The organism is Chloracidobacterium sp. (assembly GCA_016711345.1).
Taxonomy (GTDB): Bacteria; Acidobacteriota; Blastocatellia; order Pyrinomonadales; family Pyrinomonadaceae; genus OLB17.
This window is the reverse complement of sequence record JADJTD010000001.1, coordinates 2,686,263-2,704,769: the sequence shown is the minus strand read 5'-3', so window position 1 is coordinate 2,704,769 and position 18,507 is coordinate 2,686,263. Positions and strand designations below refer to the sequence as shown.

General features: G+C 49.1%; 18 protein-coding genes. 15 read left to right on the top strand and 3 right to left on the bottom strand.

The genetic code is table 11. The annotated features are described in order from the left end of the window. Positions 1–2: 2 nt before the first annotated feature. From IPL32_11250 to pilQ, 10 genes are all read left to right on the top strand, one after another. Positions 3–872, top strand: a complete 870-nt coding sequence (locus tag IPL32_11250; protein ID MBK8466397.1) for an acyltransferase — start codon at positions 3–5, stop codon at positions 870–872. A 93-nt stretch (positions 873–965) separates the two neighbouring features. Beyond that, complete coding sequence (locus IPL32_11245) at positions 966–2,321, top strand: NAD(P)-dependent oxidoreductase (GenBank protein ID MBK8466396.1); 1,356 nt, start codon at positions 966–968, stop codon at positions 2,319–2,321. A gap of 4 nt (positions 2,322–2,325) precedes the next feature. After that, entirely contained in the window at positions 2,326–3,573 is a 1,248-nt protein-coding gene (gene preA, locus IPL32_11240; GenBank protein MBK8466395.1) for an NAD-dependent dihydropyrimidine dehydrogenase subunit PreA, read from the top strand. Continuing rightward, positions 3,573–4,424, top strand: a complete 852-nt coding sequence (locus IPL32_11235; GenBank protein ID MBK8466394.1) for a hypothetical protein — start codon at positions 3,573–3,575, stop codon at positions 4,422–4,424. The genes preA and IPL32_11235 overlap by 1 nt, the downstream gene beginning before the upstream one ends. A 49-nt stretch (positions 4,425–4,473) precedes the next feature. Then, a complete protein-coding gene (locus IPL32_11230; protein ID MBK8466393.1) occupies positions 4,474–4,965 on the top strand; it encodes an N-acetyltransferase in 492 nt (163 codons plus the stop codon). A gap of 426 nt (positions 4,966–5,391) precedes the next feature. After that, positions 5,392–6,441 (top strand): type IV pilus assembly protein PilM, encoded by a 1,050-nt coding sequence (gene pilM, locus IPL32_11225; GenBank protein ID MBK8466392.1) that lies wholly within the window; start codon positions 5,392–5,394, stop codon positions 6,439–6,441. Positions 6,442–6,446: 5 nt separating this feature from the next. After that, entirely contained in the window at positions 6,447–7,163 is a 717-nt protein-coding gene (locus IPL32_11220) for a PilN domain-containing protein (protein MBK8466391.1), read from the top strand. Between the two features lie 36 nt (positions 7,164–7,199). Next, positions 7,200–7,862 carry a type 4a pilus biogenesis protein PilO gene (pilO, locus tag IPL32_11215; GenBank protein ID MBK8466390.1) on the top strand — a complete coding sequence of 221 codons (663 nt, stop codon included), beginning with the start codon at positions 7,200–7,202 and terminating at the stop codon, positions 7,860–7,862. A 44-nt stretch (positions 7,863–7,906) separates the two neighbouring features. After that, positions 7,907–8,677 carry a hypothetical protein gene (locus IPL32_11210; protein MBK8466389.1) on the top strand — a complete coding sequence of 257 codons (771 nt, stop codon included), beginning with the start codon at positions 7,907–7,909 and terminating at the stop codon, positions 8,675–8,677. Between the two features lie 68 nt (positions 8,678–8,745). Further along, on the top strand, positions 8,746–10,503 hold the full coding sequence (gene pilQ, locus IPL32_11205) for a type IV pilus secretin PilQ (protein MBK8466388.1): 1,758 nt from the start codon (positions 8,746–8,748) through the stop codon (positions 10,501–10,503). A gap of 177 nt (positions 10,504–10,680) precedes the next feature. Here the strand turns inward: pilQ and IPL32_11200 are convergent, their stop codons facing one another. Both IPL32_11200 and IPL32_11195 read right to left on the bottom strand, forming a co-directional pair. Next, entirely contained in the window at positions 10,681–13,218 is a 2,538-nt protein-coding gene (locus IPL32_11200) for a VCBS repeat-containing protein (GenBank protein MBK8466387.1), read from the bottom strand. A 90-nt stretch (positions 13,219–13,308) separates the two neighbouring features. Next, entirely contained in the window at positions 13,309–14,061 is a 753-nt protein-coding gene (locus IPL32_11195) for a hypothetical protein (protein ID MBK8466386.1), read from the bottom strand. A 322-nt stretch (positions 14,062–14,383) separates the two neighbouring features. Between IPL32_11195 and IPL32_11190 the strand changes: the two genes are divergently transcribed. After that, on the top strand, positions 14,384–14,626 hold the full coding sequence (locus tag IPL32_11190; protein ID MBK8466385.1) for a hypothetical protein: 243 nt from the start codon (positions 14,384–14,386) through the stop codon (positions 14,624–14,626). Next, positions 14,617–15,030, top strand: a complete 414-nt coding sequence (locus tag IPL32_11185; protein ID MBK8466384.1) for a type II toxin-antitoxin system VapC family toxin — start codon at positions 14,617–14,619, stop codon at positions 15,028–15,030. Before IPL32_11190 ends, IPL32_11185 begins: the two co-directional genes overlap by 10 nt. Positions 15,031–15,175: 145 nt before the next feature. On the opposite strand, the gene IPL32_11180 is transcribed toward IPL32_11185, so the two are convergent. Then, on the bottom strand, positions 15,176–15,385 hold the full coding sequence (locus tag IPL32_11180) for a hypothetical protein (GenBank protein MBK8466383.1): 210 nt from the start codon (positions 15,383–15,385) through the stop codon (positions 15,176–15,178). Between the two features lie 350 nt (positions 15,386–15,735). Here IPL32_11180 and rpmE point away from each other — a divergent pair, with 350 nt between their 5' ends. The 3 genes from rpmE to prfA all read left to right on the top strand — a co-directional run bounded on the left by rpmE (position 15,736) and on the right by prfA (position 18,492). Further along, positions 15,736–15,963: a 50S ribosomal protein L31 gene (gene rpmE / locus IPL32_11175; GenBank protein MBK8466382.1), complete on the top strand. Its 228-nt coding sequence runs from the start codon at positions 15,736–15,738 to the stop codon at positions 15,961–15,963. 203 nt (positions 15,964–16,166) lie between these two features. Beyond that, positions 16,167–17,327, top strand: a complete 1,161-nt coding sequence (locus tag IPL32_11170) for a DUF1385 domain-containing protein (GenBank protein MBK8466381.1) — start codon at positions 16,167–16,169, stop codon at positions 17,325–17,327. An 88-nt stretch (positions 17,328–17,415) separates the two neighbouring features. Further along, on the top strand, positions 17,416–18,492 hold the full coding sequence (gene prfA / locus IPL32_11165; protein ID MBK8466380.1) for a peptide chain release factor 1: 1,077 nt from the start codon (positions 17,416–17,418) through the stop codon (positions 18,490–18,492). Positions 18,493–18,507: the final 15 nt, after the last annotated feature.

The window sequence follows — 18,507 nt, the reverse complement described above, 5'->3', positions numbered from 1 at the left end:
CTATGTCAAGAATAATCAAATGTGGACTAATACAGGCGCATAACGCGGCACCGACCGATGCTCCGATAGAGGAAATAAGGAAAGCAAATATTGACCATCAAATGACGATGGTTGAGGATGCGGCTAAGCAGGGCGTTCAGATGCTTTGCTTTCAAGAGGTTTTCACGATGCCGTATTTCTGTGCTGAACAGCAGACGCGTTGGTACGAAGCTGTCGAACGCATTCCTGACGGCCCGACGGTTAAGCTGATGCAGGATGTAGCTAAGCAGTTCGGCATGGTGATCATCGTTCCGATCTATGAGGAAGAGCAGACGGGCGTTTATTACAACACCGCTGCAGTGATCGACGCCGACGGCAAATATCTCGGTAAATATCGCAAAACGCATATCCCGCACGTCAATCCCGGCTTTTGGGAAAAGTTCTATTTCAAGCCCGGCAATCTTGGCTACCCGTGTTTTGATACGGCGTTTGCGCGGATCGGCGTCTATATATGTTATGACCGACACTTTCCCGAGGGAGCTCGATGTCTTGGTTTGAATGGAGCTGAGATTATCTTTAACCCATCGGCAACTGTCGCCGGGCTTTCGGAATATCTTTGGAAGCTCGAACAGCCTGCACACGCGGTTGCGAACGGCTATTTTGTCGGAGCGATCAATCGTGTCGGCACAGAGGCACCTTGGAACATTGGCGAATTCTACGGGCAAAGCTATTTTTGTGACCCGCGCGGCCAGATAATCGCCGAGGGCTCCCGCGATCAGGACGAACTCGTCGTCGCCGACCTCGATATGGACAAGATCCGCGAGGTGCGAAATACTTGGCAGTTCTTTAGAGACCGCAGGCCGGATGCTTACGGGCCGATCGTAGCGGATTAATGAAGATTGCACCACAGAGGCACAGAGAACACAGAGATATGCTGTTTTTTGAAAAACTCTGTGCTCTCCGTGACTCTGTGGTGAATAACTCTTATGGCAAATGACTATTGCTCACCGCTCGATATAACACAGATCGAGCAAAATTTTTCGGAGATCAATCCGGCCTTGACGACGGTAGAAGCTTTGCATGAGGCGAATCGCTGTCTGTATTGCTATGACGCTCCGTGCACGCATGCTTGTCCGACGCATATTGACGTACCCTCGTTTATCAAGAAGATCGCGAGCGGCAATTTGCACGGCTCGGCTCGTGTGATCTTTGATGCAAATCCAATAGGTGCTAGTTGCGCTCGCGTCTGCCCAGTCGAGGTCCTTTGCGAAGGTGCCTGTGTCGAAAAGACTTTGCTCGATAAGCCTATTGAAATTGGACGGCTTCAGCGATACGCGACCGATCATGCGATGTCGAGCGGCCGTCAGATATATACGAAGGGTGAGTCGAACGGCAAGTCGGTTGGTATCGTCGGCTCTGGCCCTGCGGGCTTGTCGTGTGCGTCGTATCTTGCACGGTTGGGTTACTACGTGACGGTTTATGAGAAACGAGCACAGGCCGGAGGCCTCGACACCTACGGGATGGCGGAATACAAGATGCCACAGTCCGTTAGCCTAAGCGAGGTCGAACACGTCGAGAAAATGGGCGTGAAGTTTCTTCTCAATACTGAAATAACCGCGATGGATGACTTGCATTCGAAACATGATGCAATTTTTCTCGCGACCGGCCTCGGCGAAACCAATAAACTCAATATTCCCGGCGAAGAACTCGATGGCGTTTACGACGCCCTTCATTTTATTGAAAAAATAAAGAGCCGCGATTGGAAAACCGTTCCCCTCGGCAAAAACGTTTTAGTTATTGGTGCAGGCAACACCGCCATCGATGCCGTGACGCAGGCAAAGCGCCTCGGTGCCGAAAAAGTGACCATGGTCTACCGCCGCACTGAAAAAGACGCTCCGGCATACGATTACGAGATGGAACTAGCTCGCAAAGACGGCATCGAATTTTCGTGGCAGACCAAACCGATCGCGATCACAGGTGTCGGACACATAAACGCCTTGCTGTGTGCAAGACCTGACGGAACTGAGTTTGAGATCAAGTGCGACATGGTCATCAAAGCCATCGGCCAACAGAAAATGGCATCATTCTTCTCAGATGTAGCCGGAGTCGAAGTGGATGAAAAAGGTCGCGTTGTCATTAATGACCAGATGCAGACGTCGAATCCAAAGATATTCTCCGGCGGCGACTGTGCAAACGGCGGAAAGGAAGCGGTTGACGCTTCACAAATGGGAAAACTCGGTGCGATGAGTATTCATGAGTCACTGTCGGGTGAAAAGGTCGAGTTCGCGGGAGCCGTACTTCGCGATCCGCCAAAGGCGCCAGTCGACACTGTCCCACATTAATTTTATGGCTGATCTAAGTATTAATTTTGCAGGAATTAAATCACCCAATCCGTTTTGGCTCGCAAGCGCGCCGCCTACTAATATGGGTTCGATGGTAGAGCGGGCTTTTGACGCTGGTTGGGGCGGGGCGGTTTGGAAAACGCTTGGCGAGCCTATTACCAACGTCTCGTCGCGGCTGGCAGGACTCGATTCGGGCACGAATCGGCTTATCGGCCTTAACAACATCGAGTTGATCACTGACCGTTCGCTCGATGTCAATCTCAAAGAGATCGCCGCCTGTAAAAAGAAATATCCGAACCACGCCGTGATCGCTTCTTTAATGGTCGAGTCAAAAAAAGAAGCGTGGCAGGAGATAACTAAGAAAACTCAAGATACGGGCTGCGATGGTTTTGAGCTTAATTTTGGCTGTCCGCACGGAATGTCGGAGCGTGGAATGGGCGCGGCGATGGGACAGGTTCCCGAGTACACGTGCATGGTCACGGAATGGGTCAAGGAAGTTTCCAACATTCCGGTGATAGTTAAACTCACTCCAAATGTCACACATATCGTGCCGCCGGGACACGCTGCTCAACGCGGCGGAGCGGATGCGGTTTCGCTGATCAACACGATCAATTCGGTCATCGGCGTTGATATCGATACGATGATCCCTTATCCGAATGTCAACGGCATGGCTGCTCACGGTGGTTATTGCGGCACGGCGGTCAAACCGATCGCTCTGAACATGGTTTCCGAGCTTGCACGCGATGAAGAATTCAATATTCCGATCAGCGGCATCGGCGGTATCAATACTTGGCGCGACGCGGTCGAATTTATGCTGCTTGGCGCCGGAAATGTTCAGGTTTGCACTGCAGTGATGCATTACGGCTATCGTATCGTCGAGGATATGATCGACGGGCTGAATAACTATCTCGTCGACAAAGGCTTTGCTTCCGTCAATGACATTGTCGGCAAATCGGTCGGCCGCATGACCGATTGGGGAAATCTCGATCTGAACTACGATGTTAAGGCCCGCGTCAACAAAGAGAAGTGTATTCAATGTAATCTCTGCTACGTCGCTTGCGAAGACGGTGCTCACCAGAGCTTTGTCTTCGAGGAAGTTGACGGCAAAAAATATCCGCTTGTCATCGAAAAAGAATGCGTCGGATGCAATCTATGTTATCTAGTCTGCCCTTCGCCCGGAGCCATCGAAATGGTCCGCGTCGACGCCGGCGGCCCAACCCAAAGCTGGCGTGAGCGAATGGGAGAACATTAATGAAAAGTCCTAGATCAATTCTAAACTTTACGGTGCTTGTAGCGACAACGATACTTGCATTTGGATCGTTCGCATCCTTTGCACAAAAAACAAAATCAACCGGACCTAAATTCGATACAATAGACTTTGCAAAGAAATCGGAACTTGCTCAATGGCTTGTCGAATACGATGAAGTTGCGTGGAAAACTACCGACGTCCTAATGACTGAGGACAAAGCGGAAATTGCGAAGCTAGGAGGCGCATGGTTTTGTTTTCAGGATGGCAAAAAACTTTGGCACGCAGTCTATGGTAAGCTTGCGAACGATAAATATGACCTCGTCTTTCACTACTTATTCGACTCCACCGGGAAGATTACGAAGACTACTGAAAAGACAGAGCAAGATTTTCTGAATACCCATGCAAAAGCTCTGGCGACCGCTGGAGCAGCGCTGACGGCAAAAATAGGACCAAACTCCCCGACCTTCAATCAATATATTCGACTGAATGCCGATAAGACTTTTGATGTTTGGTTATTCCCCGCGTTTCAGACCAACGGTGTTGCTCTCTATGGTATGGAAGGGATTTATCACATCGACCCTACTGGTAGCAAAATTATTGCGGATAAAAGATACCTCCAAAAGGGCTTACGAGGATTCAAGACCACACCTCCACGTGAGATCTGGTTAGATTATCGTGAAATTGAGAAACCGACGTTAGGATCAGTCTTTTTTGTTTGGTATTACAAGACCTATTTCACAGATATCTATATCGATAATTCAAAAAGCACAAGTACCGTCATTAAAGCCGGGGAAAATGGGTACATGTGGGTTAATGTTGAAAAAGACGATAAGAAAGAGGCTAAACCCAAGTAGAACAGTCGAAAACATTCTCTGCCGTTCTTCAATACGCGACGCGAAATTAATGCAAATCCGCAGTGCAAAAGACGATGACGCTCTCGACATAGCGTATATCTACAATTATTACATCGCTACTTCTCATGCGACGTTTGAGATCGAGCCTATTGACGAGGCTGAGATGCTCAGGCGGATCGAAGAGTGTTGGTATTCCGGTTATCCGTTCCTTGTGTGTGAGGAGAACGATGAGATCGTCGGCTACGCTTATGGACGACGTTTTCGTGTCCGGCAGGCCTATTTACATTCCGTCGAAGTTACAGTGTATGTTCGGCCCGGACACACGGAGCGCGGCATAGGCAAGCTACTTTACGAGAAGTTGTTTGATGAAATAAGGAAAGGCGATTTTCATGCGATCATTGGCGGCATTTCCCTTCCGAACGACGCAAGCATAAAGCTCCACGAAAATTTTGGCTTCGAAAAGGTCGCCCATTTTCGCGAGGTCGGTCGCAAGTTCGACCGTTGGATAGATGTAGGCTATTGGCAGCTTATCCTCAACTAAACGTCAGGTTTTCGCTCTCATTTCCCTTCTCAATATGTCATTCTGACCGACCCTTGATTCAGTCCGTGAATGATTTTCTTTCATATTGCGTTAAACATTGCAAAAAAGTGTTGACATAGTTTGTTCATTCCTGTACTTTTGTAACTGTAGCGACCGAAAGGCCCGCGCACCCATCGCCACCAAATGCGGCAAAGTTTTCTAAAAACAATATGTTCCGATGATCACTCTGTGATCTAAACATCCGAAAAGTGCAGGTTTTGAGTACATCTCAGAAATGACCTTCACGCAAGCACATCCTCGTCTTTTCCGGTTTATCTAACGGTGGCAACCGATCCTCAAATCAAAAACCTGTAAATTCGGATGGGAACATATTAAGAAAACTTTTTCGACATAAGAAAAGCGTTCTGCAAAAAGGAGCAAAAAATAATGTTCGGTAAAAAGAAAAGCGTTGCTGGTTTAGACATCGGTTCCAGCTCGATAAAAATGGTCGAGCTTGAAGGCAAGATGAATAACCTGAACTTAGTAAGCCTCGGCTATGAAAATCTACCCGGCGATACGATCATCGACGGCCAGATCATGGAGCTTAATGTCGTTTCGGATGTTATCCGCAGCGTTTGCAGCAATCATGATGTGCACGCAGACAATGTCGTTACCGGCGTCAGCGGCCATTCGGTGATCATAAAGAACATCGTTCTGCCAGCAATGAGCAAAGAGGAATTAGAAGAATCTATCGACTGGCACGCTGAGGAACATATTCCTTATGATCTGGCAGATGTCAGCCTGGATTATCAGGTCACATCGGAAACGTCAGATTCTACTCATGTTTTGATCGCAGCCTGCAAGAGCGAGCGCATAGACAATATAAAGCAGGCGATCCAGCTCGCCGGCAAGACCGCGGTCGTGATCGATGTCGATACATTTGCTCTGCAGAATTGCTACGAAGTTAATTACAATCCGACCGAGAATGATGTCGTAACACTTCTCAACATCGGAGCCTCGACGATGAATGTCAATATTGTAAAGGGCAACCGCTCTTTGTTCACACGCGACATCACAGTTGGAGGCAGCCAGTTTACGGATGTTCTACAGCGAAGCCTTGGCCTTAACTTCCAACAGGCCGAAGCGGTCAAACGCGGTGTCACCGATGCCGTCGAAGGTATCGAGGAAAAATCGATCGAGCCGCTAATGAACAACGTGACAGAGATCGTCGCTATGGAGATCCAGAAGACCTTCGATTTCTATCGTGCAACGACCGAGGACAACGAAACCGTTGTACAAAAGATCCTTATTTCAGGCGGCGGTTCGAAGCTTGTCGGCCTTGCTCAGGAACTCTCAGAAAGGCTTGAGCTAACGGTCGAGGTGCTCGATCCTTTCCGCAACATTAATGTTGACTCAAAGAAGTTTGACCCTGATTACCTTAGCGAGATCGTGCCTGAAATGGCGGTAGCCGTCGGATTGGCAGTAAGGGGAGTGTAAGAAAGATGATTAAGATCAATCTAATAAATTCTGTTACAGAAAGACAAAGCGGCACAGTTGTAGCTGTCGATCGCAAAATATCGAGCGGTAGTTCACGCTTTCTTCTCCTCTCCGTCGTGGTGGGCTTCCTGCTCGCGGCGGTCATCGGATGGGACGTGATCAGCACCCAGATGGCAAAAACCGAAGCCGAACGTCAACTCGACGAGCAAAAGCGCATCCAGGCTGAGCTTGAGGTCGTGATGAACGAACAGCGAGAGTTGGAGCAAAAGATCGCCAACATCGACTCCCGTATTGAGGCCATTAAGAAGCTGCGAGCTTCGCAAGCCGGCCCGAGTGCGGTACTTGAAGCGATGCGTGAACGCATAGCAATGGTTCCGGGACTTTATCTGGAAAGCGTCGAGCAGGCCGGTGAAGGATTGGTTATCAAAGGCAGTTCGCCCGATGAATCACAGGTCACGCAGTTTGGACGCAGTCTTGAATTTTCAAACGGGCTGTTCTCTAACCTGAATATCGAGACCGTTCGAAACGAGATCGTTAACCAAAACGCTCCGGTCAAAGCAAATGCAACCGGTGAACCACCAAAGGTCGGGATCGTTAATTTCACGATCAAATGTGCCTACACGCCCTCTAAGGCTGCCGGCGCCGACAACGGAAATCCGACGACCGCGTCTGCACAGTCACCTGCTGCTCCCGCTCAGCCGGTCCAAGTCGCTAAGAACTGATCCTTACGAAACAGCGAATAAGAAGGAAAAACCACAATGTTTGAGAAAATCAAAAATCTACAATGGCACTATCACCTGTTGATCCTCGTCTGCATGGCAGCGCTTGTTTACGGAAGCGTCTGGTATTTTGTGACGAGCGAGACACGAGCCGAGATCGCAGCTTTGAATGAAGAGATCTCACAGCTTCTGGCAAAGAATGAGTCGGCTCGCATCGCGACTCAACGCATCAACGAATTTCGAGAGATGTACGCCAGCAAGGCTGAGGAATACGAAGAACTCAAAGTTCTACTCCCGGAACAACGTGAGATCACTAACGTTCTTCAGGGCTTGCAGGACACTGCTAACAACAGCCGCATGGTGGTAATGAGGTTTGCTCCGCGTAGTGACGATACGCAGCAGGATTCGATCATGGCCAAGCCGGTCGAGGTCGAGGTGGACAGTAATTTCACCAATCTGCGTGCATTCTATGACCGTATTGCAAAACTTCCCCGTATCGTGTCCGTTACGGATTTTAAGATCAACCAGCTCGAAAAGCAGACTGACGCCAAAACGCTGCACGCTTCATTTCTGCTAACGGCTTACTATGCCGCTCCGACAGACCTGAATGCCAAACCCGCCCAGCCCGGCGCACCAGGAGCTCCGGGAGCACCTGCAGGTGGCCAGCCCGCTGCTCCTCCGGCTCAGACTGCAGCCAAATAGATCGAACCCGATTGAATAGCCTTTCGAAAAGAGAGAAAAAAGCCATGATCAACATATCGACAATAAAACGCTTCGCAAGCCTCACGGCAGCAGCCGCCGCTCTGGTAATCATCAGCGGCAGTTATTCGCTGGTTCACGCACAGCGTGATCCGTTTCAAAAGCCGGGCTTTATGAAGCCAAAGGTACAGGCACCGGTTAAAACTGGTACAGGAGCCGCAGGTACAACCGCTGCAAATTATGGTGCTCCGGGAATTGAGTCGCGGATAGCTTATTTCAAGCAGATCCGCGAGGCCGCCGCTGCCAACGGTGCCCCGCTTCCAAAAGTGACGAGCGTCCTGACGCTTAACGAAATGGCAGTAACCGGCATTTTCAAGACACCGCGTGGTTATGCCGCGATGGTTGAAGCAACGCCTATCAAACTTTCCTACACGATATATCCAGGCGAAAAGTTCTTTGACGGCCAGCTTGTAGCGGTCGAAGAGAACCGGCTTGTATTTCGCAGGGTGACAAAGGTCGGAGCGGGCAAATTTGTCGCGACAGTAGAAAATAAGGCTCTAAAGGAATATTCGACAAAGGCGCAGATCCAAGGTACCGCCCCGACGGAATCAACTTCGAGACCCGTCGAAACGGCGAGCAATATGCCTGTCGAAAACCCGGCGGCCAAAACCGGCAAATCGAACGGCAAGGACGCAAAGCCATCGTCAAACCCTTTCCTCTCGCCGCTTGACGAGATGAACAACCAACCTGCCGCTCCTGAAACGGACAAGGCAAAGAAAAATACCAAGAAACCGGCCAAGGTCGCCAGGAATAAATAAGTTCTCACCCACACAAATTGTAAGATCGCTGTCCCCAGAGATCTATTCGAATCAGATACGGAGGAAACATGAATTCTCTTAGCAAATTAGGCGAAACGGTCAGAAAGATCGTGATCGCATTAGGATTACTTAGCACACTTACCGTTGCGATCGCCGCCCAAAAGGTCGTCGAACCACAATCGCAAGGCAAGATGTACGGCGAGCCGGGATTTCGCGGCGAAGCCATTAATCTAAATGTCGTAAACGCAGATGTTCGCGATATTCTCAGCTACATTACAGATCAATACGGCATCAACTTTGTGATCGACAAGTCGGTCAGAGATGTACCGGTAACAGTTAAGGTCAACGAAGTACCCTGGAATGTTGCCCTTGACTCGGTACTCCGATCACAAGGCTTGGCTGTTCAGGTCAACGGCAGCATCCTTAGAGTTGCTGATTCCGGCACGCTCGCAAGCGAACAAGCAGTTTTGCTCAAGGTCCGTGACGGCCAACTGGATAATTCCCCGCTCTACACCGAGTTCATTCGCTTGAATTACGCACGGGCAGAAGGAAAATTGCAGGACGTAGCCGGTACCGCAAATGAGCTTACTGCAGGAACTAACTCTAGCAGCCCTGTTGCGACTCTTTACGGTGATGTCAATTCAGTATTGAATGGATCGAAGCAGTCGGATGGGAAAGGTTTTACAAGCAGTGCTGATTCGGGCCTTTTAGGCATAATTCAGAAACGTATGTCGCGGCGCGGATCGATCGAGGTCGATCAACGCTCCAATACTCTCATCGTTACCGATGTAAGAGAAAATCTCGATGCTGTAAGGCAGCTCGTTGCATACCTCGATCAGCCTGAACCTCAGGTCGAGATTGAAGCACGCATCGTTGTTGCCTCGCGAAACTTCAGTCGTGATATCGGCGTTCAGATGTTCGCTATGTTAAACGGTGCGAACGGCAGCGGTATTCAGGGTGGAACCCTGCCCCCAAATCAGGGTACAGGTCCGGGAATACCTCCCGTCAAGACCCTCAATGGTTTGCCAGCGGGTTCTGGTCTACCATTGAACCCCGCAAACAATAGTTTGCTCTCGAGCATACCTAATACCGTAATTGGTTTGACGACCGGCATTTTTGGCACAGCCACGCTGAGTTCACTTATCACGCTTGGTGAGCAGAAAGGACAAGCAAAGATTATAGCCTCGCCAAGAATTACGACACTTAATAACCGTGCCGCAGAGATAAAGAGCGGCACAAAGATCCCAGTCACAACAATTCAGCCGGGCAGTACGGTCGGCGGCGCAATTATCGCAACAACAACCTATGTTGATGTTCCGCTGCGTCTCTCGATCACCCCACAGATTACAGATACGGGAATGATTATTCTCAGCGTAGTTGCAGAAAACAGCTCAACATCCAACATTATCGGAGGCGTGGCTCCTGCCATCAACACTCAGAGCATGAAGACCGAAGTCACCGTGCCCGACGGCGGAACGACAGTTGTCGGCGGTGTTTTGTTTGACGATGAACGAGAAAGCCAGGACCGCACACCCGGATTGGGCGGCATTCCTATCCTCGGAAATCTCTTCAAGCGTAAAGGCGTTCAGCGTAATACTAACGAGATACTATTCTTTATTACGCCACGCATTTCCCGACCGGACTATGCGACACCATCGCAGAATACCGTTCGCCCTAGTGGAACGATCATCCAGCCTGTGCCTCTCGGCAATCCGCCTTCAAATTCGAATCCGAATCCACCAGCGGACACCCAGACACAGCCGGTTATCTTCCAGTCACCTGGCCTTTCACGCCCCGAAGCAGTTCAGGCTGCACCGAGCAAGTAAGGTATAGTCAGTAAGAACTCAGTTTCTTCGTATCCAGCCCGTCACGCAATCGCCTGACGGGCTTTTTTACGTTTGCATGACGTTGGCTAAGCCAGATGCAAAAGCCCGCACGTCAGTAAGGGCGATACACTCAATATCGAATGTACCGAATCTTACAAACGTGCGGGCTTTTGCATTTTAGTATCTGAAAGCCGTCATCGTCGGCTTGTCTCCATTGGCCCCGAACTGGAATGCGATAAACGCTCCGTTCGAGCTGTTCTGCCGATACCAGTTACCTTCTGAAGGTCGGAAGACGGAGATGTCAGCCTTACCGTCGCCGTCAAAGTCGCCCGGTGCAGGTATGTCGTTAGCCAGCCCAAACACCTTGTAGTCGTAGACTGAATTCGAGCTATATTTCAAATACCAAATGCCGTCAGTCGGGCGATAGGCCGCGAGGTCGGTCTTGCCATCGCCGTCGTAGTCTGCGGGAGTGATAACGTCTGTTCCAAACCCGAACAACTCTCCGTAGATCGAGCCGTCGCCGCTGTTTATCCGATACCAAGCTCCGGTCGAAGGCCTGAACACGGCAATGTCCGATTTCCCATCACCGTCAAAGTCTCCGACTGTCGGTTTGTCTTCGGAGGCTCCGAACTGAATTCCAGTGTAAGAACCATCCGAACTATTCTGCCGATACCAAGTCCCCGTCGAAGGCCGGAACACAGAAATATCCGCCTTGCCGTCCTCATCGTAATCCGCCGGCGTCGGCAGGTCTTCCTCAAGGCCAAAGACATGATACTCGACCGTTCCACTGCCGCTGTTGAACACATACCAAATCCCCGTCGAAGGCCTGTAAACAGCAATATCAGTCTTCCCATCCCCATCATAATCCGCCGGAACGATCCTATCCGACCCAAACCCAAACAAAGTCCCATAAAGCCCCGCTTGCGTTTGATTCAGATACCACGCTCCCGTCGAAGGCCTGAATACCGAATTATCAGTCTTACCATCAGCGTCGTAATCAAAAGCCGCTCGCCCCAACGGCGTGTTGGTTGTGGTCGGCGTTGGCGTACTCGTCGCTGTTTCCGCCGGCGTATTCGTTGGCGTACTTGTCGGAGTTGCCGTCGCAGTCGGCGTTCCGCCAATCGCACCTGGTTCCGCAAGCGTCCAGTCTGTGATGGGCAAAAAGTCATTCAGACCTGTGAGTCGGTAAGAATTTGCCTGAGTGTCGATTACTCCTGCGGGCGATGTAAAACCATTCCTGTATCTTTGGATTACAAAGTTCGATTCGTTTGCGGTCTTAGGAATATCAGTCGGATCAAGATAGCTAAAAGTAATATTTGCAGAATCAATAAAGGGATGTCCGTAAACTTGCCAATGCCTCGAAAGAGCCTTGGTTGGATCATTCATATTCGGCTGAGCGGTTTCAACTGCCTTAACCGCCATGCCCAAAGGAAAATCATGGCCGGCCGTTACGTCTACCGTTATGGGTGAATAGCCGTTTGCGGTTCCTACGTCGAACGTAAATGCCTCATTCAAATTAACATCTCGCAAAAGGTAGCCGTCAATATAACCATTTACCCTAGTTACGGTACCTGGCACACGGAATTGAAACATCGGCTCTGGATTGACGATGGTAACAATACCGTTGATAAGTTTTAAATTCCAAGCGATCCACCCAGTAGTTACTGTCACTCCAACCGGATTGTCGATAGCAAGTGTATTGCCCGGAATCACAGCAACGACCCCAAAATTAGATAAGGTTTGATGAGCGGGCCCATTCAGGTTTATGGTTACTCCGGGAAAGGGAGCCTGAAACTCCAACCGGGAACCCTGCATCACCGTGATATCTCCCTTGATCGAATGACCGGGTGTTCCGGTTAGACTCGGGGCCAGTTTTCCGGCCTTAATCGTCAGGTTGTCCACCGTCCAGGCACTGGAACCGTACACAAAAATGTAGCCCGGAGAATAATTCATCTCAAAATTTGCATAGGAACGTCCAGAAAATGAAGGAACAATATCTCCCTGAAGACTAAACAGACTGCCTTCCTTAAACGCAACTACTGAGTTAGGCTCCGGAGCTCCAAACGGATCACTTCCTGAGATGCATATATAAGTGGAACCGGAGTCAAAAGTTACAGAATTCAAATTAGTAGTTCCAAATGGATTGCCTGCAAAACCTGCTTCCGCTGTAAAGACGGCCCCCTCGCCAAACGTCACCGAGCCTTCGCTAAGGGCTAATAACCTGTGATTAACCGCACCTGATGACGAAAACGTCATGGAACCACTAATAACCGCTGTAGCTCCGATAGTGAGATTTAAGGTAATCGCACTTGAGCCGTTGAAATTGAGAGCTGAGTTTTGCTCAACAGCCAAATCGAGACCGTTGGCGCCAATCATGGTCAAAACAGTCACCTTCGAAGACTGAAAATTCACAGTAGTATTGCCGGAAACAGTAAGTTGACCTATTGTCTGTGTCGGAATGTTTGTCGCCGTCGTTAATCCACTGGCATTGAACACTAGAATATCGTCGGACGCCGGATTTGTTCGTTCCGGCGTCCAACTTGAGGGTAATTGCCAATCGGCAATTGCTGTTTGATGCCAGGTATAAACTGCCGATGTTCCGCTCGTGAATACAGTCTCATTTAAACCTTCTTTACCGATACAGATACTAGAAGAAAAACAAAACGTTCCAATCCACACAATGATAAAAATCACCTGTCTACATCTTGCAAACATACTACAACAACTCCCTTTTCCGTTTATGACGTTTGCCAATCACTTAGTTTCGCACCCTTCTTCGCATGAACACTGCTCCCCGTGGCTTGGTCATGGCGCACAGCCGGTACTTGACGATGTAATGGTTATGGTGCCGAAATCGTAGTCGTGTAAATAACCACCGGCAGGAACCCATATTATGTCGTAGCTTCCTGGATTCCAGATGAAAGTGCATTTGGTTGAGCCAAACGACATAATGCCTGAAATTTTTAGATCATAGACAGAACCGTAAGGCAGAAATTCGTCTGGATTGTCACTAGAATAATAAATTGAAACGTACCCAATACCATTTGTTTTCTCTTTCCAAAAATATAGTCCGGGGGTATCAAAATTAGCGAGGGACGCAGTTGCATTTGCCAGTGGGGTAGTAGAGCCTCCTCCGCCTGGTATTTTCGCCAGAACAAATCCATGAACCCCATACGGAATGGAAGGGGGACTATTGAAAGGGCGAACCTGAACTCCGTTTGTGTGGTTGCTATTAGGACTATACGTTACAATGTCGCCACTTCCGTAGCAACTCGCTCCGCTGGAATTCAAGTAACCCACTCTGTAACCGCCGCCAGACAGAAAACCGGTTCCGTCGGAATTGTAATAGAAATTAAAGTTACCTGAGCCGTTGAGTGGCAAAGTGTAATTCAACCCGCCCTCAACTTCTGGGTAATCTTGGAGATTTGCATACGCTGGTGTTCCGCATGTCCAAGGCGTACCGGCTGGAGTCGGTGCAGTTCCGTAAATGCCGTAATTGGGAGTACTAGTTGCATTAGGACTAGGACCTATTTGAGCGTTAACGGGGGGGTAAACCATGTTAAACAGGTGATGGCTATTGCAAACAACATTTTTGAAATGTGTGCGTGTGAGTTTTTCATTTTTTTTGACACCCTTTTTGTTTAGGCTCGAGTGTGGACTCGAGGTCTGGGATAACTCGTCCGGGGGAAGAAGCTAAATAACAGCAGGTTCCGTGGGGGCGAAACAACATGTAACTACTAAAAAACACCTTCACTATATACCATCTATTTCTAATTGCAAAACGTAGTGAAAATTGAGAAATTAGCACTGATCATTTGACTAAGCAAAGCCTTCTGGCGACTTAAAGCGCCTGTGCTACACTAATTTGGAGGCAAAAAAGATGTTGCAAACAGTTGAGGCGGAAATAAAACCTGATGGATCGATCACCTTGCTCGAACCGATCGAGGTGAAGACCACGTCGAGGGCTTTGGTAACAGTGTTGGAAAACGGCAACGGGACAAAGTCAGGAAATGTCACGGCGGTGCTGGACTTTCTGCGTAGTAACCGTTTACCCGTCGAGGCGCGTCGAAGCCCAGAAGAAATGGAAGCTCAAATTGAGGAAAATCGCAACTCATGGGATTAGCGGAATCTTCGATCTTTCTGGATTCGTGTTTGGCGATCTATCTGGTTGAGGAAAACATTGCATTTGCTACCAAACTTGAAAGTGCGTTGGCAACAAGAGCGGACTCAAGGATTTGTATATCGCCGTTGACCCAGTTGGAATGTTTGGTAGTTCCCCTACGCGAGCACAATCAAGCCTTGATAGATAAGTTTGAAAATTGGTTTCGCATGGTGGATATTTTGCCGATGACTAGTGAGGTCTTTCGCAAAGCGGCTCAACTACGTGCGGATTTCACTTCTTTAAAAACTCCCGACGCTCTTCACCTGGCAACGGCTCTGCATCTCAACTGCGATGAATTCTGGACAAACGATCTCCGTTTGGACTCAGCCGCTCCGTCGCTCGTCAAAAATGTCTTGACTGGCTAGAATATTGCAGATCGTCAACGGCTGGACTCCTAGACATTTTAATTAGTACTTTAGCTGACAGCTTGTTTCTCTTCTTTGCGTCTTTGCGTCTTTGCGGGAAACTTCTTCCAATAAAGTCGCAAAAAAAATTAATACAGAGATCAACTCAAAATACTGCCGAAATTTCTGACGAAGTCAATGAAACTGATTCGGCAGAAACCTTGAGGTCAGTGGACGAAGACGATTTAGCTGAAGCGGCAAAAACAGTGAGATCCGTTGATGAGATGAGCGTTGGTGGATTCCAAAACGTCAGCGACGCTGGCGTTGCGGCTTGAAACTGGTCATTGCCAAATTGTCGCAAAATGACGCTCTCCATCGATGGCTTTTTGGCGGTCTCCGATGGCTTTTTGGGGTCTAAAGGTGGCTTTTTTGGGGGTCTCCGATGGCTTTTTGGAGCTTATTTCCCGTAAATCATTGAATAAACAGTAGTTATAAGCTTAAGATTGTAAAAAGGCCAAAAATTTCGCCCAAACCTCCCGAACCACCTGTCCCGACGCGAATATTGAGAAACATCTCAGAGACGCCCAAAACACAAGGGTTTCAAACCATACCGCTTGCATCTCCCGCCGGGAACACGCCAGAGATTGACCAAATGAGTGTTTAGGCGTAATATGTAAGTTTGCGGTTTATCGCATATCGCTTATATACGGCGAAGGAAGTGAGATTATGAAACCAGAAATACATCCGAATTATAACGAAATATCAGTCATCTGTGCCTGCGGGAGCACGTTTAAGACGCGTTCCACTATGGGCCAGGACCTGAATATAGAAATTTGCTCTGCATGTCATCCGTTTTTCACCGGCAAGCAGAAATTAGTCGATACGGCCGGACGCGTTGACCGCTTTAACAAGCGTTATGCACGCGGAGCAGCCGTCGTTGAGGCCGCAGAATAAGGTATTTGATCGATTGAGTTTACTTACTGACAGATATTAGCAAATAAAATCCGACGCCGACCCGAAAGCGCCGATCGCTAAAAGTGTGTTAATTCACGCCCGCGAAAGGTAAAATAAGGTTGGCGTCTTTTTTATTTTGGATTTTAGATTTTTGATTTTTGATTACCATCTATTTTGGCCCAAATACTATCTAATAAAGCACTATGAATAGTAGATCGACAGCACGAAAACTTAGATTTCTCCATACAATATTTGCCCTCGAACGCGACCTGATCGTCGGCGGACAGGCCGTTATGGAAGGCGTAATGATGCGCACACCGTCGGCGTACGCGATCGCTTGCCGCAAACAGGACGGCACCATCGTCTCGACCGCCGAAAAGCTGCCGAAATGGAGCGATAAATATAAGTGGCTCAACACGCCCGTACTTCGCGGCGGAGCAACGCTCATCCAATCGATGGCGCTCGGGGTCAAGGCATTGAATTTTTCGGCAAAGATATACGAAGAAGATCTAACTGCAAAAGAAGAGCTTGAAAAAGCAAAGGCCGGAGAGGTTCAGGCTGTGCTTGCCGATGGCACGACGGACGACAATTTTCTTAAAGCACCGGTAAAGGTCATCATGCCGGAAAAGGATAAGCAGCCATCAAAAGCGAAGGCCGCAGGACAATCTGCAACTGCGGTCGGTTCAATAATCTTTGCACTTGGATTTAATATTCTGCTGTTTATCGTGGCTCCGCTGATTCTGACAAATCTCCTGTTCATAAGCCTCGGATGGGCCGGAGCACCGACGTTGGCAGCGGGTGCCGGTTGGTTTGACACTGTAATGGCATATGTCTGGCGGATCAAACTCGACTCGCTGGGCACGTGGGTATTATTCAACCTGATAGACGGCATTATTCGCATGGTGTTTTTCATTATTATGATATTTTCGATGTCGTATTTGAAAGACATCCGCCGCGTGTTCGAATATCACGGTGCCGAGCACAAGACTGTATTTACTTGGGAGAAAGGCCTCGAACTGACTCCCGACAACGCAACTCTTCAAAAACGCCAGCATCCACGGTGCGGCACTTCGTTCCTGATGGTCGTGATGCTTGTCGCTATAGTTCTTTTTTCGGTGATAAATTTCGAGGCGATGTGGATGAACCTTTTGGTCCGTATCGCTCTGATGCCGCTCGTCGCGGGACTTTCGTATGAGGTCATTCGCTACGCCGCTAAAAAAGAATCGAGCGCGATCTTTAAGTTCATGACGATGCCGGGCCTTTGGTTACAAAATATCACAACCCAGGAACCCGACAAAGAGCAGCTCGAAGTCGCGATCAAAGCACTGGACGAATCGCTCAAATTGGAGCCAGTTTCGGCCTAAAGAAATTTAACCACAGAGGGCACAGAGATCACAGAGATAATAAATAGCTTTCTTTTTCCTCTGTGTTCTCTGTGGTGAAACGATTTATATGTTTGAGAAACTTGCACAAATTGAGAAAAGCTACGACGAGCTGACGGCGCAGATATCACAGCCTGAGTTTATGTCGGATATGTCGGTGTATGCGAAGTTGATGAAACAGCATCGCAGCCTTGGCGAGGTAGTCGAAAAATATCGCGAGGTCCGCAAGATGCAGGAGGCTCTAAAAGGTGCAAAAGACCTTCTTGATGCGACTGACGACGACGAAATGCGTGAGATGGCGACGCTTGAGATCATGGAGATCGAAGAAAAACTGCCCGATGCCGAGGAAGAACTGAAAGTTCTGCTTCTGCCAAAAGATCCGAACGACGAGAAGAACGTAATTCTAGAGGTTCGCGCCGGAACAGGCGGCGACGAAGCGACGCTTTTTGCTGCTGAAATCTTGCGTATGTATGCCCGTTACGCTGAGCGCCAAGGCTGGAAAATGGACATTCTCGAAATGTCCGACACCGGCGTTGGCGGCATAAAAGACGCGACCGCCGTGATCGAGGGCGACAACGTTTACTCGAAAATGCGTTTCGAATCGGGCGTTCACCGTGTCCAGCGCGTGCCGCAGACCGAATCGAGCGGGCGAATTCACACGTCGGCGATCACAGTTGCCGTTCTGCCCGAAGCCGAAGAAGTTGATATTCAAATCGATCAAAACGACCTGCGAATCGACACTTTTTGCTCTTCCGGTCCCGGCGGACAATCGGTAAATACAACATATTCTGCCGTTCGCATCACGCACTTGCCGACAAATGTGGTCGTTTCGATGCAGGACGAAAAATCGCAGATAAAGAACCGCGAAAAGGCCATGCGTGTGCTTCGAGCTCGTTTGCAGGAGCTTGAAGAACAAAAGCAGCACGATGAGCTTTCCGCCGAACGCAAATCGATGGTCGGTAGCGGCGACCGCTCGGAAAAGATACGAACCTACAATTTCAAAGAAAATCGCGTCTCGGACCACCGAATCGGCATGACCGTCCACCAACTCGACCTAGTACTCGACGGCCAGCTCGACGAATTTATAGACGCTCTACGAACCCATTTTCAAACCGAAAAACTAAAGGCTGAGGCAATTGCTGCTTAGTTATTGAAAATCGGA

Bases quoted from the DNA above. Each gene is read 5' to 3' on its own strand.
- IPL32_11250 (MBK8466397.1), top strand. From the start codon at position 3: ATGTCAAGAATAATCAAATGTGGACTAATACAGGCGCATAACGCGGCA.
- IPL32_11245 (MBK8466396.1), top strand. From the start codon at position 966: ATGGCAAATGACTATTGCTCACCGCTCGATATAACACAGATCGAGCAA.
- preA (MBK8466395.1), top strand. From the start codon at position 2,326: ATGGCTGATCTAAGTATTAATTTTGCAGGAATTAAATCACCCAATCCG.
- IPL32_11235 (MBK8466394.1), top strand. From the start codon at position 3,573: ATGAAAAGTCCTAGATCAATTCTAAACTTTACGGTGCTTGTAGCGACA.
- IPL32_11230 (MBK8466393.1), top strand. From the start codon at position 4,474: ATGCAAATCCGCAGTGCAAAAGACGATGACGCTCTCGACATAGCGTAT.
- pilM (MBK8466392.1), top strand. From the start codon at position 5,392: ATGTTCGGTAAAAAGAAAAGCGTTGCTGGTTTAGACATCGGTTCCAGC.
- IPL32_11220 (MBK8466391.1), top strand. From the start codon at position 6,447: ATGATTAAGATCAATCTAATAAATTCTGTTACAGAAAGACAAAGCGGC.
- pilO (MBK8466390.1), top strand. From the start codon at position 7,200: ATGTTTGAGAAAATCAAAAATCTACAATGGCACTATCACCTGTTGATC.
- IPL32_11210 (MBK8466389.1), top strand. From the start codon at position 7,907: ATGATCAACATATCGACAATAAAACGCTTCGCAAGCCTCACGGCAGCA.
- pilQ (MBK8466388.1), top strand. From the start codon at position 8,746: ATGAATTCTCTTAGCAAATTAGGCGAAACGGTCAGAAAGATCGTGATC.
- IPL32_11200 (MBK8466387.1), bottom strand. From the start codon at position 13,218: ATGTTTGCAAGATGTAGACAGGTGATTTTTATCATTGTGTGGATTGGA.
- IPL32_11195 (MBK8466386.1), bottom strand. From the start codon at position 14,061: ATGGTTTACCCCCCCGTTAACGCTCAAATAGGTCCTAGTCCTAATGCA.
- IPL32_11190 (MBK8466385.1), top strand. From the start codon at position 14,384: ATGTTGCAAACAGTTGAGGCGGAAATAAAACCTGATGGATCGATCACC.
- IPL32_11185 (MBK8466384.1), top strand. From the start codon at position 14,617: ATGGGATTAGCGGAATCTTCGATCTTTCTGGATTCGTGTTTGGCGATC.
- IPL32_11180 (MBK8466383.1), bottom strand. From the start codon at position 15,385: ATGGAGAGCGTCATTTTGCGACAATTTGGCAATGACCAGTTTCAAGCC.
- rpmE (MBK8466382.1), top strand. From the start codon at position 15,736: ATGAAACCAGAAATACATCCGAATTATAACGAAATATCAGTCATCTGT.
- IPL32_11170 (MBK8466381.1), top strand. From the start codon at position 16,167: ATGAATAGTAGATCGACAGCACGAAAACTTAGATTTCTCCATACAATA.
- prfA (MBK8466380.1), top strand. From the start codon at position 17,416: ATGTTTGAGAAACTTGCACAAATTGAGAAAAGCTACGACGAGCTGACG.